13 protein-coding genes are annotated in these 14,626 nt (G+C 51.7%); 5 read left to right on the plus strand and 8 right to left on the minus strand.

The genetic code is table 11. The features are described from left to right. Positions 1 to 22: 22 nt before the first annotated feature. Positions 23 to 2,350: a histidine kinase gene (locus WFJ73_RS21105; RefSeq protein WP_336774920.1), complete on the plus strand. Its 2,328-nt coding sequence runs from the start codon at positions 23 to 25 to the stop codon at positions 2,348 to 2,350. Here the strand turns inward: WFJ73_RS21105 and WFJ73_RS21110 are convergent. Further along, a complete protein-coding gene (locus tag WFJ73_RS21110) occupies positions 2,322 to 3,011 on the minus strand; it encodes an NAD-dependent epimerase/dehydratase family protein (RefSeq protein ID WP_336774921.1) in 690 nt (229 codons plus the stop codon). The two genes, WFJ73_RS21105 and WFJ73_RS21110, sit on opposite strands and share 29 nt — an antisense overlap. Positions 3,012 to 3,142: 131 nt before the next feature. Next, the gene (locus WFJ73_RS21115) at positions 3,143 to 4,195 is read right to left on the minus strand and encodes an NAD(P)/FAD-dependent oxidoreductase (RefSeq protein WP_336774922.1); all 1,053 of its coding nucleotides are present in this window, start codon (positions 4,193 to 4,195) and stop codon (positions 3,143 to 3,145) included. Positions 4,196 to 4,419: 224 nt separating this feature from the next. Between WFJ73_RS21115 and WFJ73_RS21120 the strand changes: the two genes are divergently transcribed. From WFJ73_RS21120 to WFJ73_RS21130, 3 genes are read left to right on the plus strand one after another with little or no spacing between them, the layout of a single operon-like run. After that, on the plus strand, positions 4,420 to 5,397 hold the full coding sequence (locus WFJ73_RS21120) for an iron-hydroxamate ABC transporter substrate-binding protein (protein WP_336774923.1): 978 nt from the start codon (positions 4,420 to 4,422) through the stop codon (positions 5,395 to 5,397). Between the two features lie 4 nt (positions 5,398 to 5,401). Further along, a complete protein-coding gene (locus WFJ73_RS21125; protein WP_336774924.1) occupies positions 5,402 to 6,415 on the plus strand; it encodes a FecCD family ABC transporter permease in 1,014 nt (337 codons plus the stop codon). Next, a complete protein-coding gene (locus WFJ73_RS21130) occupies positions 6,412 to 7,419 on the plus strand; it encodes a FecCD family ABC transporter permease (RefSeq protein WP_336774925.1) in 1,008 nt (335 codons plus the stop codon). The genes WFJ73_RS21125 and WFJ73_RS21130 overlap by 4 nt, the downstream gene beginning before the upstream one ends. Before the next feature lie 120 nt (positions 7,420 to 7,539). Here the strand turns inward: WFJ73_RS21130 and WFJ73_RS21135 are convergent, their stop codons facing one another. Continuing rightward, entirely contained in the window at positions 7,540 to 8,253 is a 714-nt protein-coding gene (locus WFJ73_RS21135) for a helix-turn-helix transcriptional regulator (RefSeq protein WP_336774926.1), read from the minus strand. 149 nt (positions 8,254 to 8,402) lie between these two features. Between WFJ73_RS21135 and WFJ73_RS21140 the strand changes: the two genes are divergently transcribed. Continuing rightward, positions 8,403 to 9,806, plus strand: a complete 1,404-nt coding sequence (locus tag WFJ73_RS21140) for a hypothetical protein (protein WP_336774927.1) — start codon at positions 8,403 to 8,405, stop codon at positions 9,804 to 9,806. Between the two features lie 27 nt (positions 9,807 to 9,833). Here WFJ73_RS21140 and WFJ73_RS21145 read toward each other — a convergent pair whose 3' ends face one another. The 5 genes from WFJ73_RS21145 to WFJ73_RS21165 form a co-directional block, all read right to left on the minus strand. Further along, complete coding sequence (locus tag WFJ73_RS21145) at positions 9,834 to 11,690, minus strand: LTA synthase family protein (RefSeq protein WP_442955975.1); 1,857 nt, start codon at positions 11,688 to 11,690, stop codon at positions 9,834 to 9,836. Between the two features lie 25 nt (positions 11,691 to 11,715). Then, positions 11,716 to 12,378, minus strand: coding sequence for a TetR/AcrR family transcriptional regulator (locus tag WFJ73_RS21150; RefSeq protein WP_336774929.1), 663 nt, complete (start codon positions 12,376 to 12,378; stop codon positions 11,716 to 11,718). A gap of 113 nt (positions 12,379 to 12,491) precedes the next feature. Then, positions 12,492 to 13,229 (minus strand): hypothetical protein, encoded by a 738-nt coding sequence (locus WFJ73_RS21155; RefSeq protein WP_336774930.1) that lies wholly within the window; start codon positions 13,227 to 13,229, stop codon positions 12,492 to 12,494. A gap of 19 nt (positions 13,230 to 13,248) precedes the next feature. Next, complete coding sequence (locus WFJ73_RS21160; RefSeq protein WP_336774931.1) at positions 13,249 to 13,923, minus strand: polymer-forming cytoskeletal protein; 675 nt, start codon at positions 13,921 to 13,923, stop codon at positions 13,249 to 13,251. A 19-nt stretch (positions 13,924 to 13,942) separates the two neighbouring features. Further along, complete coding sequence (locus WFJ73_RS21165; protein ID WP_132308467.1) at positions 13,943 to 14,572, minus strand: YhbD family protein; 630 nt, start codon at positions 14,570 to 14,572, stop codon at positions 13,943 to 13,945. Positions 14,573 to 14,626 lie beyond the last annotated feature (54 nt).

The raw sequence follows: 14,626 nt of genomic DNA on the forward strand, positions 1-14,626 counted from the left end.
CGGAGAGGAGGAATGACAGGACATGAACGACAGCTATCGCCGCAAAACACCCGAAGAGCTTCTGAAAGCCATAACGAAGCTGCATCACGGACGGCTTAAAATCTATATCGGGGCTGTCAGCGGGGCCGGCAAAACGTATCATATGCTGCGCGAAGGCCAGCAGCTGCGGAAGCAGGGAATCGATGTGGTCACCTGCGCCGTCTCCACCAGACAAAGACCGGAGACGATGGAGCAGCTTGCGGAGCTGGAACGCATTCCGAGCATTCATTGGCAAAAAGACGGGATCGAGCGAAAGGATCTTGATCTGGCGGCTATTAAAGGGCGCAATCCCGAGGTTGTGCTGGTGGACGGACTTGCTCACCGAAACCGGCCGGACAGTCCTCTCCCCACCCGCCTGGACGATATTCGTCACTTGCTGGAATGCGGCATCAGCGTGATTGCAACGCTTAACGTGTATGAGCTGAACGGCGTATCGGACCTGGCCTTTCAGCTCACCGGCATTGAAGCCGAGCATACCGTTCCCGACGAGATTCTGGAGCTGGCCGATGAGGTCCGATTAATCGACGTATCGCCGGAAACGATACTGACCCGTTTAAATGAAGGGCATTTGCGCAACGCAAGCTCCCCCCATTTGCTGCTTAGGGGCAATCTTGGCAAGCTGCGAGAGCTTGCGCTGCGTCTGATGGCAGAGGACGTGAACGACTCGCTTGAGGATCACCGGAGACAGCAGGGCTTAGTAGGTCCGTCCGGCGCTGCCGAGCGGATACTGGTTGCGGCCCAATATCACTGGAACGGCTCGATCCATATCCGGCGGGGCCAGCAGGTCGCCAGAAGGCTGAACGGAGAGCTGCTTGTTGTCTCCTTCGTCAAGGCGGACAAAGCAATGACGAAGGAATCGACTGCGTTCAAACGGTCCATTATCAAGCTTACCCAGAAGATTGGCGCAGGCTTTGAAGAGCTTGCCGTTCCTCATCTGCACCGGCGACATCTGTCGGAACAGATGGCCAGATACGCGATGGATCACGGCGTGACCCGCATCGTGCTTGGCCACTCGAAGCATACGCCGCTGCAGGAGCTGCTTCACGGCTCGGTTGTTAACGGCATTTTGCGCTATGCTCGCCACATCGACGTCTTTTTTGTAGCGGACCGTACCGAGGTAGAAGGCGAGCGTATCCTGCCTGCCAAGCATCGGACTACTCCGGAGCCCGTTTATAAAAGACTCAGCCCCGCCGAACAACAGCAAACCACGGAACGGCTTAAGCGGGGTACCTTCAAGGTCTACATCGGGGCTGCGCCCGGCGTCGGCAAAACCTATACGATGCTGAGGGAAGGAAATGTCCTTCTCCGCAAAGGCATCGATGTTGTCATCGGGCTCCTCGAGACGCATGGCCGCAAGGAAACCTTGGAGCAGATCGGCGATCTGGAGTTGATCCCTAAAGCCACTATCCCTTACAAAGGGACGCAGCTTGCGGAAATGGATGTTCCCACAATTCTAGAACGGTTCCCGGAGGTTGTGCTGATTGACGAGCTGGCCCACACGAATGTGCCGGGAAGCCATTACAAAAAGCGGTATGAGGATGTCCTTGCCATTCTGGATGCCGGCATCTCGGTTATTTCGACCGTGAATGTCCAGCATCTCGAGAGTTTAAACGATGCGGTTGAGCAAATTACCGGCGTAAGGGTCAGAGAGACCATTCCGGACCGGATGCTTCGCCTGGCGGATGAAGTTGAGCTGATTGACGTATCGCCCAAGGCCCTGCAGGAGCGAATGAGGCAGGGTAAAATCTATCCGATGAACAAGGTTGAGGAGTCGCTTGGAGCGTTTTTTCAGCTGGGCAATCTGATTGCCCTCCGGGAGCTGGCCTTGCGGGAAATTGCCGATGACGTGGATGAACGGCTGGAATCATGGGAGCGAACAGGCGCTTTACGCGGTCCGTGGCGGAGGCAGGAGGTTATATTCGTAGCCATTACCGATCTTGCGCAGGGAGAGCGGCTGATCCGCAGAGGCTTCCGTATCGCTTACCGGCTGAAGGCGGAGTGGCATGTCATGGCCGTGCATAACGGCAAAACGGATCAAGCGGCGGTAGAACGCCGCTTGAAGGAGCTTCAGCAATTAACGGAGCAGCTCGGAGGAATGTTTGTCCGGAAAGAAATGAAGCAGACGCGTGATATTCCGGCTTTTCTGCTTACCCACGCCAACGCGCGAAAAAGCACGCAGCTGATCGTTGCCCAAGAAAAAGGCAGCTGGCTTACCCGGCTGTTCCGGCCATCCATCATGAAGAAGCTGCTGCAGGGCGGCCGGAACATGGATGTTATGGTCGTCAGCTGCCTTCCTTCGCAAGAGCAATAATATCTTTCGGATCGAGAATATGACGGTCGTAATCGGTATACGACGTCTGAATCATGGCGAGGCCCACCTGACGCAGCGTAATGAGATGGTTCGGGAAGAGCGGCCTTAGGATCGGATACAGCCAGGTTAACGCTTTGGCCCATTTCGGAACTCTCACCTGTCCTTTGCTCGGGTGCATGTAGCCCGGACGGAACATAAAGGCCCGTCGGAACGGCAGCTGCAGCAGGTGATTCTCGGTTCTTCCCTTCACTCTCGCCCACATGCTTTTGCCCTGCTCCGTGCTGTCTGTCCCACCGCCCGTTACATAACAGAACACCATATCCGGGTTCAGGCTGGAGAGCAGACGGGCAACATGCATCGTAAGATCGTAAGTGACACGGGTATAGTCGCCCTCCGACATGCCGATGGAGGATACGCCAAGACAGAAATAGCAGGCGTTGTAGCCTTCTAGCTCATTCTGGATAGAGGTCAGATCATGAAAATCCTTATGTATGATTTCCTTCAGCTTCTGGTGCGCAACGCCGCTAGGCCTTCGAGTAATGACAAGCACCATCTCAACATCGGGATGGTTCAAGCATTCCATCAGGACGCCTTCTCCTACCATGCCCGTCGCTCCGGTCACAATCGCTTTAATTTTCTGTTTCGCCGGCTTCTCTTCCATCCCTCGCATCTCTCCCTTATTTGCAGGTCCTACAGCCATTATGGCACAGGCGATAAATCTCTCTCAACTGGACACGGATAGGCACAAAAAAGGACGGGGCAGTTATCGGTCTGCTCCGTCCTTGCTCTATATTAAACCATCAGCTGCTTCACAAGCTCGCGGTTCCGTTCTTTGAATAATTCGTTATGGGATGAGACCATTCCGTATTTATTAGCTTCCGGTTGAATGAAGGATTTCGCTCTGTTCACCGCATTAGCCGCATCCTGGAAGCAGCCTGCGATAAGATGCAGCTTGCCGTCATGCATCAGGATATCCCCTGCGGCAAACATGCCCGGTACGGAGGTTTCGCCGCTTGGATTGCCTTTCACGTACCAATTGTCGACCATCTCGATATTCAGCTTGCTGTTCTCGAGCAGCGAGGAGTCCCGGTCGTAACCGTGATTAATGACCACCTCGTCAATCGACAGATGGGATACTTCGCCGGACTTGCTGTTCGTAAGCTCGACGTGTTCAACAAGCTCATCGCCGGAGTTCGCCAGCAGCTTCGTAATTTCGGTGTGGAACAAGCATTCGACTATTGGGCTGTTCAGCAATGTCGTTACATTCGCTTCATGCCCGGACAAGGCTTCTTTGCGATATGTAATATAGATCTTCTTCGCGAATGGCAGAAGCTCCATCGCCCAATCCACGGCCGAATTGCCGCCGCCGGAGATCACGACGTTCTTGTCTTTAAATCTCTTCAACGATTTAACGGTATAGTGAAGGTTGGTTACCTCAAACTTCTCCGCGCCTTCAATCGCAAGCTTGGTCGGATTCAGAATGCCGCCGCCAACCGCAACGATTACGGTCTTCGAATAATGGATGCGTCCCGACGAGCCATGCAGCTCGAAGACATTGTCTTCGTTCTTAGTAATGGATTCGACCTTTTCGTTCAGGACAACCTCCGGGCTGAAGGTCAGACCCTGCTTCACCAGCTGCTCGATCAGCTGCGCGCCTGGCGTTGGCGTTAAACCTCCAATGTCCCAGACCATTTTCTCCGGATACACATGAACCTTGCCGCCCAGGAACGGCTGAAATTCGATCAGCTTTGTCTTCAATTCTCTAAGTCCGCTATAAAAAGTCGAGTAAAGCCCCGCAGGACCGCCCCCGATTACCGTTACGTCATACAACTCTTCTTGCGTCATGTACGTTCCTCCTCGGAAAAGCACCGTCGTTATTGATTATCATTATCAATAATATAAGGCCTTTGAGAATATTTTTCAATAAGCGGTTGACAAGTGGACCGAATCCCTATAATTTAGTAAATGGCACTAATAGTGATAATCATTATCATTAAATGAGTGTTAAATTTAGTATATAGCCTTCGTTGTTTATGTATTCCATTCTAATATAAGGAGTTTACACACCCATGAAAAAAGCAATTATCTCTCTCATGATGCTCTTCGTGATTATTCTGAGCGCATGCGGCAACAACAACTCTGGCAATAATGCCGGATCGGAGAACACTGCAGCAACAAACAACGCCGGGGCGGCAAACGCATCTCCGTCGGCGGACACGGCAACTGAAGCAAACGGCACGATTACGTTCCAATCGGAGAGCGGCCCTATCGAAGTGCCCGCTAACCCGCAGCGCGTCGTTGTTCTATCCTCTTTCGTAGGGGATGTCCTGCAGCTTGGCGTTCCCCTAGTCGGCGTTGACTCTTGGTCGATGGATAACCCGAATTTCGCAGACAAGCTGAAAGGCGTTGCGGTTGTATCCGAAGAGGATCCGGAGAAAATTCTCGAGCTTGATCCGGATCTGATTATCGGCCTCGACACGACAAAAAACGTGGATAAACTGAAGCAAATCGCTCCAACGGTTATCTTTACTTACAATAAAGTTGACTATCTGACGCAGTTCATTGAAGTTGGCAAGGCGCTCAATAAAGAGAAAGAAGCAACGGCTTGGGTGGTTGACTTTAAAGCCCGCGCAGCTCAGATCGGCAGCGAGATTAAAGCGAAGATTGGCGAGGACGCTACCGTTACGGTCATCGAGAACTTCGATAAGGATCTGTACGTATTCGGCGATGCTTGGGGCCGCGGCACCGAAATTCTCTACCAGGCGATGGGCCTGAAGATGCAGGAGAAAGTAAAGGAAATGGCCATGAAAGACGGCTGGTATTCGCTCTCCCTCGAGGTTCTTCCTGAATACGTCGGCGACTATCTGATCTTCAGCCAAACGAAAGACACGGCAAGCTCGTTCACGGAAACGGAAACCTACAAAAACATCCCGGCTGTCAAGAACGGCCATGTCTATACGGCTGATGCCAAAGGCTTCTACTTCAACGATGCGCTTACCCTTGACTATCAACTGAACTTCTTCAAAGAGCAGTTCTTGGGTAAATAAGCCGATGACACAGGAAACGAGACGAAGAGTTCCATTTGTATATAAACTGTTTGCAGGGATCGTTTTCTTTGTCGCAATCTTCTTCTTGGCCATGGTGTTCGGCGCTGCCGACACCACGGTCCAAGATACATGGCTCGCGCTGACGTCACCTCACGATACTAGTGAAAAGGTGACGCTTTTGCGCGAAATCAGACTGCCTCGCGAAATTGCGGCAATCTTTGTTGGTGCGGCTTTGGCCGTATCCGGCGCCATTATGCAAGGCGTGACCCGGAATGCTTTAGCCGATCCGGGGCTTCTCGGCTTATCGGCCGGAGCGAATGCCGCCCTTGCCGCAACGGTTGCGCTGTTCCCTCATATCAATTATTTCGGCATTATGATTGCCTGCTTTATCGGCGCTGCCCTTGGCTCCATCCTTGTTATCGGAATCGGCGCTGCAAAACGAGGCGGCTTCTCCCCTATTCGGATCGTGCTCGCGGGAGCGGCTGTTTCTACGTTTCTGTACGCCGTTGCCGAAGGCATCGGCCTCACCTTCAAAGTATCCAAGGACGTCAACATGTGGACCGCCGGCGGTCTGATCGGGACGTCCTGGGGACAGCTTCAGACGATTGTTCCGGTAATCGTAGCCGGCATTATTATTGCCATTATCATGTCGAAGCAGCTCACCATCCTTAGTCTTAGCGAAGACGTGGCGACCAGTCTCGGGCAAAAGACGGGCCTGATCAAAGTCATCCTGTTTACGGTTACGATTCTGCTCGCGGGCGCTTCCGTAGCGCTTGTCGGCAACCTGGCTTTCCTCGGCCTGATGATACCGCATATCGTGCGGGCGATTGTCGGTCAGGATTACCGGTATTCCATTCCGATGTCCGTTATTGCGGGTGCTTCCTTTATGCTCCTCGCGGATTTGATCGGCCGGACCATCAACGCGCCGTACGAAACTCCGGTGGCGGCCGTTATTGCGGTTGTGGGTCTGCCCTTCTTCCTCATCATCGTTAGAAGAGGAGGCAAAGCGCTGAAATGATTTTATCGCATATGGTTCGAAAACAACGCATTATTCTCGGGATCCTGCTTCTGCTTATTGTGGTGACTATCATTGTAAGTCTTAGTCTTGGATACTCCACCTTAACCTTTAAAAGGCTGATACCGGTACTCTTTGGAGATGGCACGAAAAAAGAGAACTTTATTCTGTTCGACATACGGATGCCGCGCGTCATCATTACTTTGCTCGCCGGCATGGCGCTTGCTTTGTCCGGTTCCATTCTGCAAGGGGTATCCCGCAATGACCTGGCCGATCCCGGCATTGTTGGCATCAACTCGGGGGCTGGCGTTGCCATCACGGTCTTCTTCCTGTTCTTCCCGACGGAAGCCGGTCCCTTCGTCTATGCCCTGCCGGTTGTTGCCTTTATCGGCGGTCTGGCAACCGCGGTCCTTATTGCTCTTTTCTCTTGGAAAAAGCATGTCGGCATCCAGCCGGTCAGCATGGTGCTGACGGGCATTGGCTTCCAAATGGCGCTTAGCGGCGTCATGATCGTGCTGATGTCCTCGGCTGACCGCCAGAAGGTGGATTTTATCGCCAAGTGGATCGCCGGCGGCATTTGGGGAACGGATTGGGTATTTATTAATGCCATGTGGCCATGGCTCGCCGTCTTTATTCCGTTTACGCTCTACAAGGCTAACCGCCTTAACATTCTAGCGTTAAACGAACCCGTCGCGGTTGGGGTTGGCATCTCGTTGACCAGAGAGCGCCTGGTGCTGCTCTTCTCCGCGGTTGCGCTTGCGGCATCCGCCGTATCCGTCACGGGCGGGATTGCCTTCATCGGTCTGCTTGCTCCGCATATTGCTAAGGCTCTTGTAGGTCCTCGAAATCAATTGTTTATTCCGATTTCCATTTTGTTTGGCGGTTGGCTGCTGGTTCTGGCCGATACGATTGGCCGTCAAATCGACATCGCGGGCGGATTGCCGGCCGGTATCGTTGTATCGCTGATCGGTGCGCCGTATTTCCTGTTCCTGCTGCTCAAGAAATGATTAAACCTAACAAAAGGCTGCCCCTATGCCAATGGCTTATGGGCAGCCTTTTTTCATGATTCAACTTTAGTCCGCTTCCCCTGCAATGGCGCGGCCGGCGGTCCGGCACCTTCTTGCTTCTTAAGCATCGGCCTTTGTCCTCGCCTCGTAACGAGTCACCCACTCTTTCCAAAAAGCCTGCAGATCAAAGCTCTCGGGCCGCTCGAACCTCTCTCCAGTAGCCCTCAGATCCTGTATGCGGAATAACCGGTAAGCTTGCACTCCCTGATTGCCTTCCCCAACCAGAAACCAAATACCGGCTTTGGCTACAAGACCGTAAGGCTTAACGGTTAAGCTTTTTTCCGCACCGTCACGGCTCCGGTAGCTGATCTCGACCGCGTAATGCTGCATGATTGACTCTTGAACTGCGGCAAAATGCGGCAAGGCCTTCTCTTCCTGCTGCCAGGAATCCGGGTCGATATGAATTCGCTGCCGGATCCAGGCGGCATCCTCGCGGCTTTGCTCCGGCAGCGCCTGCATCAGCTTGAGCAGCGCGGAACGAAGGGCGGAGCCAATTCCGAGCTGATCCAACGATCCCTCCGCCGCATACAAGAACAAGGCCTGAATTTCGGGCGTCGTTAAACCGTCAATCGGGCTTTTGTAATTAGGCGGGAGCGAGAATCCGCCACCGGCGCCGGGATCCGCGTAGACCGGAACTCCCGACAAGCTGAGCGCATCCATGTCGCGGTAAATCGTACGTTCCGATACCTCAAGGCGCTCTGCCAGCTCCGCGGCCGTCTTCTTCCCCTCCAGCTGAAGCAGCATCAATATGGATATGAGCCGGTCAGCCCTCATGTCCAGCTCTCCTTCCGACAGTTAATCTTGCTCTTATTATTAATCACTGACAATAGATGTCAAGGTTGATGTTGTACACTAGCAGCATCACTTTATCATAGAACGGAGTTTCTGAGTCAAACATGATACCGGCACTTATACGAGTAAGGATGCGGAAGTGGAATAACTGGCTTGGCCATCACCCCACATTAAGAAGATTGCAGCTGATTGCCCTGCTCCGGAGTACAGGACAAGGCTTTGCGGCAGTAGAAACAAGCTTATATTTAAGGGAGCTCGGCTGGAGCGGAGCCGCTATTGGAGGATTGTTCGCTGCGGCAGGTTTATTCCGCACCCTGATCACAACCTTTACCGCGGAGCTAAACGCCCTTCTAGGTCCAAAAAAATATTTGCTGCTCTATGAAGTCCTAACGGCGGCGGCTGCCTTGCTTGTCATCGTATCAAGCGGTACGGTTTCACTATGCCTGGCCGTTATCATTGCCGGCTTTGGCATGGGTCACAGCGGATCCGGTGGTCCGGCAGCCCCTATAGAAAGGCGATGGCTGGGCGCCTTCTCCCGCAAGTTGACCATTCTTTTTGGCAAGCATGCGCTGCTTGGTTACGCGGGGATGGGATTTGGAGCGCTTATCGCCTGCCTTACTCCTCTGCTGCAGGCCTGGCTGCCGGATCGGGAAGCCTACCGGCTGTTATTTATCCTTCCCGCCGTATGTGCCGCAGCCGGGGCTGCGCTATTGCTCTCCATTCATGGCGGGGCAAGGCGCCGTGCGGCCACGGCTGAGGAAGCGAACCTTGCAACTTTGCCCTCCTCCGCTTCGTCTCCTTCGGTCAAACCGGCCATAAGCAGACGTATGTCACTGCTGCTGGCAGGCGGAATTATTTTGCTGGGCCTCCTCATTTTCTTTGTCAGAGGCTACGCCGAATCTCCGATTCTCTCCGCGTTTATGCCTGTACTGCTCTTCCTGCTGCTCATTGCCCTAACAATGATCCGTGTAGCCGGCGGCTCGCCGGAGGATATGAACGGAGTGATGAACATGGTGCAGACGGTCGCCGTTACGCTGACCAGCACCATGAGCGCTTATTGGTTTTCCGAACGGTTTCAGGTGTCCGCCAGCGAAGTGGGACTGGTCATTGCCTTGTCTTATCTTCTAGCCGGCTTCTTGGCCTATGTCCTGATGCATGCGTCAGAACGATTTGGTCCCATCAAGCCGGTAGTCAACCTGCAGCTGGCTGGCGCAGTATGCGTGCTTTTACTGCCATTAGCGAATTCTTTCGTTCCCGCCGCCATCCTCTATGTCTTATGCAGTATGTTCAACCTTGGCACGCGAGGCACACGGTATGCCGTAATGAACGCCCAGCCTGCCAGGAAGCAGCGCTCCTGGTCCTCGCGGCTTGCGTCCTTCCTTATCCGGTTAGGCGCCATTCTATGGCCCGGTGCCTTTGGCCGCATGATCGATGAGGGCGAGCATATGCTTCCTTTCTTCTTCGCGGCCGCCATTCAGCTGTTTTCAACTTGGCGTTACAGCAAAAAAAAACAAACAAAGGCCCCCTTATCCTAAGGGGACCTTTGCCTTTCGCGTTAAAGCCTATTTATGAGGAAGCTGCTGTACGTAGCTGTCGGACAAATGCAGAAGCTCAAGTGCTCTATTGTACTCGTCCTCAGTTACGCCGCCTTCCTTCGTTTCAGTTCCGTCGGACACTTTATGGTTCGTACCATCTTTATACTCAATCCCCGGCACAAACAAGTTCTCGTTGTCGATAACCGATCCGCTAGGCAGGAAGTGACGCATAGGAATCAGCTCGGAGCTTTGGTTCAGAAGATCTTCGCCAAAGTGAATCTGGTTCGACAGCGATGCGCCTACCAGGTTCGCAACGGTTGGCAGAATATCAATCTGACCCCCGACTTTGTCGACCACGGACGGTTGAGTTACGCCCGGAACGTGCATAATAAGAGGGATGTTGAACATCTCGGTATGACCGTAATCCGTACCGAGCATTTCTTTCATTAACGCTTTTTCAGAATCATCCAGCGAGTACAAAGGCAGACCTTGGTGGTCACCGTACATGATAACGATGCTGTCATCCCACAGACCGCTTGATTTCAGACCGTCGATAAATTGGCCAAGCGCATAGTCCGCGTAGTTTTGGGCTTTCAGATAACGGGTCACAAGGCTGTCATCCTTGAACTCCGCAGGAAGCTCGATACGGTATTTCGAAGTCGGTATATTGTATGGGTGATGCGCGCTCATCGAAATAACCATTGAATAAAACGGCTTATCCGCTTGATCCATCTTCACCAGTTCGGGAAGAGTTTTCTTGTACAGCACTTCGTCCGAAGCGCCAAAGGCTACATGATCTTCATCGCCGTAGAAGGCTTGATCATAGAATTTATCCCAGCCAATAGCCGAATACAGCTCTCTGCGGTTCCAGAAATCAACCGCGTTCGTATGGAACGTTGCCGTTGCATAACCGTTCTCTTTCATCAGTTTAGGCAAGCTTGGCAATGCCTTGTCGACGTTTACGTCAGTCGCTGCTTTGTGCTTAGGCACGTACAGCGATGTATTTACCACGTATTCAGCGTCGGAAGTTGTCCCTTGGCCGACCATTGTGTAGAAGTTTTTGTAGTGGGTCGTTTCTTGCACGAGCTTATTCATGTTAGGCGTAATTTCCACGCCGCCTACTTTCAGGCCGATCAGGAAATCCTGATATGATTCCATTTGAAGAATAATGACGTTCTTGCCTTTAGCAGCGCCAAAATAATTCGGCGTTGCCGGCTCTGTAATGCCTTTAAGCTCATCGATTCTGGCTTGCGTGATTTCTTTCATCGGGGTGATGCCTTCACTTTCCATCATTTTGTCCACGATGTTGTAGACCTCGTAATCAAGCAAGCCCATTTCTTCAGCCTGCTTATTTTCGTTCATGCTTGCGCGGTTTGGCCAGACGTTAACGAGACACACCGTGACCGATAACGCAAAAGCGGCCATCCAAAGCTTGCTTCTTTTCGGGCGCATATCAACGGATTGGCGGGCCTTCTTGAATTTCGGAAGCAAAAGTACAACCGCAATAACGATAATATCCAGGAAAATAAGCATATAGTATGGGTCCATCAGCGAATAGGTACTTTCGCCAACCGCTCCCATCTTCTTGGCTTGAGTCAAAGCATCCGTCGTTACTATAATGCCGTAATACTTGTAATACATCAGAATGGCAAAATAAAGGGCAGTAAACAGAATATTGACAATTAGGTAATAAAGCATTTTTCGCTTGCTTGCAAAGAATTCAATTAAACAGAACACGGCTATAAAGAACGGAATCTCCGTAAGAATCGTTCTCCAGGATAGACCGTTGTTGAACACGACATCTCGAGCGACAACGCTTTTGATTAACAGGAGAATAAGGAAATAGTAGAATCTTCTATTTAAAAATCTAGTTATTAAAGACACCCTAGTCATCACCTTTCATTGTATTTCATTGTGAATCGCACAAAAGAACCTTCGGCTTTTTCTCTGTAGCGGAAGGAGCTCTCCATAGATCTATTGTAAAATCCACATTCTCTTCCATGTGTTTATAAACATCCGGTTCGTTCAGGAGCTGTATTCCAACCGATTTGCTCATAATCGCATGCAAGGTTGTAGACAAGAATTGTCTCGACGCTATCCGGAAATCGAGCGCGCGAATCTCGCCTTTCTCGTGCCGGTCTCTTAGAAAATTTTCAAAAATGGCGCACTGCTCTCGGATCAGCGCCGTTAATTGCTCGGCTTCCTCGAAGCCCAGCAGGTCATTCTCCCGGAACAAAATCCGGGTTAAATCCATATCCTCCGTAAACAGTTCGTACAAACGGCGCTTAATGGTGATCATCGCGTCCCGCAGGTCGAGATCCTCGATAACCCGTTGAATCTGCTTTATTCCTTCTCTGCGGTGCTCGAAGCTCTCACGTAGCAACACCGCCATAATCTCCCGCTTGCCGCCCGGAAAATAATGATAAAGGATACCGTCTCCCATCCCGATCTTCCTCGTAATTTCTCGTACCGGGGTGCCATGGTATCCTTTTTCCGCAAATAATGATTTTGCTGCTTCCAATATTTTTTCTCGTGTTTCAGCGGCCTGCTCTTTTCGGATGTTGCGAGTCATCGTCGCCACCTCCTTACTTCGTAAGCATAAATTTCACTGAACGATCGCACAGCGAAATTTTAGCGCAAGGCCGAGGCGATGTCAATCGGTCTGCCAAAACATCACAAAATCGCCTAAACTTTTCGGTTATCTCTTACGACGGCGTCTTTTCTTTTCTCGAAATGCTCCTTGAATTCGACAAGTCCAATCTCGCAGCCGGGTCCGATCACAACTTGGTTCCCTCTTACTATATCAGCAATCGTATTTTCCAAATAGATATGATCTCCTTCCATAACTGAGACCGTTAACCTAGCGCTGGAAGAAGGTTTAAAAAAGAAGCTGAGCGGATGCAGCCACTTGGCTTTGCGAACTATTATATGACCGCCGCCTATTTCATGTGCCTTGCAGTCCCGGTACAGATGGATTTGGAGCTTGCCTGCATTCAGCAAACCGCCGATTTCAAAGATGCCCCTCGCCGTAAATTGCTCGGCCTCGCAATCGCCCAAGGTGTGCAGCATGCCCTTCAGCTTGATCTGCTCGCTATAGACATGATTCTTCGATTCTATCGTGCCCGCTATATTCAGCTCCCGAAGCTGAGTAGTCCCGCCGACGCTGACCGTACCTGAGGTCTTGAGCTCTCCTCCCCGAAGTCCGCCCGTCACCTCGCAAGTACCCACAATGTTCATTTTGTCGGCCGTTACCGTGCCGTCCACCTCCAGCGTGCCGACGCAGCTGAGCTTGGCACAGCTCGTATCTCCTTCAATAGAGCCTTCTCCGACAATCTTAACGCTATTATAGGTACCGCCCATGACGCTGGAGCTGCCGGTGATACTTAAGTTTCTGATCGCATCCCCGGCTACATGCTGATTCATAAAATCTCCTCCTTTTCTATTATCTTTGGACATGTTTGATGATTTTGGAACTGCTATGCACGTCAAGGCTTTGTATATACTCCACAGTGCCAATGGTACAGCCCGGTCCAATTCGGACAATCCCCCCGCGTACGATATCTGCCGTCGTGTACTCCAGATAGATGTTGTCGCCTTCAATGACTTCAGCGCTCAGCTTGTTGGCGAATGGCCCCGGAACGGACTGCAGCCATTTGGCGAACCCTTTGCCGGGCTGCTGGCCGACATGAATGCTCTCGCCGCCAATCTCGTTGATATGACTGCTGCCCTGAAGCGTCAGCTTAATTTGACTCGCATTTAACGTCTCGATGTCCATCCGTCCGTTTGCTTCGAAGGTTTCCGTCTCGCAGCTGCCTTTCACCGTCACCATTCCGTTCATGCGCATCTGTTCGCCCGTGAGGGGCCCGCCAAAGCTTACTTTGCCTTCAATGTTAAGCTTGTCGGCATGCAGTCCTCCCCGGATAGAAGACATGCCGTTAATGGAAGCCGTGACGGCCCTCACATGCCCCTGTACGTCGCCCTTGCCGTTAATCGATAACTCATAGCACCGGACATCCCCTTCAATCTTGCCGACTCCCTCTATCTTCGCCAGATGAACATCTCCGCCGCCGGATCTGCCGATCCCGGTAATGAGTATTTTTCGTTGTTTTTCTCCCATTGTACGTTCTACACCTCCGTTATATCGCCATTAGTTTCAATTTTAATTGCTCGATCATAGCCGGCACATCCACTCGGAGGATGATCTTTACTCCGCTCTCGAAATGAATTTCGCCGCCGGATGGAACAAGAAGAAAGACGGAAACGCCCATTTTGCGAAGTAAAATCAGATCGCATTGCTGTTCCTTGAACTTCTTGTAGTGCTCGAGGAAGGTTGGCAGCATCGTTCTGCCCTCTTCTAGGCTGATCTCCCCCGTCTGCAGGCAGTAGTCCAAAATATAGACGCATAAGGTCTGCTCAAACGTGTACATTTCCGATTGTCCGATATAGGTTTCGGCTGCTTTTGCGGCACTTAATGAAACAATGTTTCGTTCTATTAATTCCTTCATCGAAATCGAGATGGCCTTTGAGGCCGGCGAGAACATATCCGCCAGCTCATCCAAGGAAAGATCGTCCTTCATGTTAACGATTTTATCGATTCGGTCCAGGATCTTCTGCTTTGGAAAAAAGGTCTCTTGCCCCGTAAAGGCCGACTTGCGGATAAACCATTCCTCCGGCAGCAGGTTCTTCCGCTTCCAGCGGTACAGCTGTCCGTAAGAAATACCCGTAAGCTCTAATAAATCTTTTTTGGATATTAGTTCTTCCTCCATCATTCCGCCTCCTTTGCTTTCAATATAACATAACATTGTTACGTTGTTAAGTCA

The sequence above is a fragment of the Paenibacillus sp. MMO-58 genome (genome assembly GCF_037146255.1).
Lineage (GTDB): Bacteria > Bacillota > Bacilli > Paenibacillales > Paenibacillaceae > Pristimantibacillus.